Here is a 1,977-nt window from a genome sequence, read left to right as displayed (position 1 = left end):
GCGGCTGCGGCTGCTGGAGGACGAGGTGCGCGGGGCGGAGGCCGGCTGACCCGACGCGCGGGTGGCGCCGACGACCTGGGAAGATGGACGGGTGGCTACTGTGAACCCGCCGCGCGGCATGCGCGACTTCCTCCCCGCCGACAAGGCCCGCCGTGAGCGCGTGCTCTCCGTGATCCGCGAGCGCTACCGCGCGCACGGGTTCGACGAGATCGAGACGCCCGTGGTGGAGGAGTACGAGCGGCTGCACGCGGGCATCGGCGGCGACAACGAGAAGCTGTCGTTCGCGATCCTGCGCCGCGGTCTCGACGCCGACGCGATCCGCGCCGCGGCCGACGACCCCGCCGCGCTGTCCGACCTGGGGTTGCGCTACGACCTGACGGTGCCGCTGGCGCGCTTCTACGCCAGCAACCGCGGGCAGCTCCCCGGTGTGTTCCGCTCCGTGCAGATCGCGCCGGTGTGGCGGGCCGAGCGGCCGCAGAAGGGCCGCTACCGCCAGTTCGTGCAGTGTGACATCGACATCATCGGGGATGCGTCGGGGCGGGCCGAGGCCGAGCTGCTCGTCGCATCGCTCGACGCCGTCGACGCGCTGGGGCTCGAGGGTGCCACCGTGCGCATCAACGACCGCCGCCTGCTCGACTGGATGCTGGGCCACCTGGGTTTCACGACCGAGGAGCGCCCGCAGGTGCTGATCACGATCGACAAGCTCGACAAGATCGGGCCGGAGGGGGTCGCGGCCGAGCTGCGCGAGCGCGGGGTCACCGCGACCGCCGTCGCCGCGTTCGAGGAGTTCCTCCGCCGCCCGCAGACGCTGGAGTACCACCCGTACGGGGAGCGGCAGATCCGCAAGGCGCTGCCCGAGGGCGTCCCTGATGAGCTCATCGCGCACCTCACCGGCATCGGCGAGGCCGTGGCGGCCGCACGCCCCGTGGTCGCGGAGCACGTCGAGATCCCGCTCGTGTTCGACCCGTTCCTCGTGCGCGGCATGGGGTACTACACGGGCACGATCTTCGAGCTCGCGCACCCCTCCGTCGGGTACTCGCTCGGCGGCGGCGGGCGCTACGACGGCATGATCGGCCGGTTCCTGAAGCAGGACGTTCCCGCGGTGGGCTTCTCGCTCGGGTTCGAGCGGCTGGTCGACCTGGTCTCCGCCGACCCCGACACCGAGGCGCAGGCGATCGTCCTGGTCCACGATGCCGACGTGCCGGTGGGCGAGCTGGTCGCGCACAAGGCCGAGCTCGTGGCGAGGGGGGCGCGCGTGCGGCTCGAGCAGCGCACCAAGAACCTCAAGGCGCTGCTGGAGCGTGCGGCCGCCGACGGCTACACCCACTTCGCGAGCGTGCGGGCAGGCTCCGACGAGCTCGAGGTCAAGACGCTCGGCTGATCCGGGGCTCGGTGGTGTTCACCGGGCGTTCACGGCGGTCGACTCGAATCGGGTCGTGCGTCGCCTCCGTCCCGTGTTCGCCGCCGTGTCCGCCGTCGCCCTGCTGACCGCGGTGCTGCGCCTCGTGCTGGTCCGTCAGGCCGCGCTCGCGCGACGGCGCATCGGCAAGCCGCTCGGGGAGGTGTCGCTCGATGCCGACCGGCTCTGGCGGCCGGGGCTCGACGGCGCCCCGCTCGACCTGCTGCTGGTGGGAGACTCGCTCGCGGCGGGGCTGGGGGCGCAGCGCCCCAAGCAGACCCTGGGCGGACGACTCGCCAAGGCGCTCGCGCGTGGTCTGGGGCGTCCGGTGCGCCTGCGTACGGTGGCGAGGGTCGGCGCGGAGTCGCGCGACCTCGCGACGCAGCTGGACGCGCTGCCGCCCGGGTACCGTCCGCACGTCGCGGTGGTCGTGGTGGGCGGGAACGACGTGACGCATCGCCTGCCGGTCGCCGAGTCCGCGCGGCACCTGGATGACGCGGTGCGGCGGCTGCGCGACCTCGGCGCCGGGGTCGTGATGGGCACCTGCCCGAATCTGGGGGCGCTCCGCGCGGTGCCGC

The 1,977-nt window shown here is 73.6% G+C and carries 2 protein-coding genes; both read left to right on the top strand.

Annotation, left to right across the window (positions count from 1 at the left end):
• Nucleotides 1-118 precede the first annotated feature (118 nt).
• The gene (gene hisS, locus DW309_RS08500; RefSeq protein WP_240745298.1) at nucleotides 119-1,381 is read left to right on the top strand and encodes a histidine--tRNA ligase; all 1,263 of its coding nucleotides are present in this window, start codon (nucleotides 119-121) and stop codon (nucleotides 1,379-1,381) included.
• Nucleotides 1,382-1,436: 55 nt separating this feature from the next.
• Nucleotides 1,437-1,977, top strand: a 541-nt coding sequence (locus DW309_RS08495) for an SGNH/GDSL hydrolase family protein (protein ID WP_136045125.1), incomplete at its 3' end; no start/stop codon positions are given.

The organism is Microbacterium sp. K41 (assembly GCF_004794395.1).
Lineage (GTDB): Bacteria > Actinomycetota > Actinomycetes > Actinomycetales > Microbacteriaceae > Microbacterium > Microbacterium sufflavum.
Note: the sequence above shows the minus strand (reverse complement) of the source record. Positions and strands in the feature narration are given on the sequence as shown.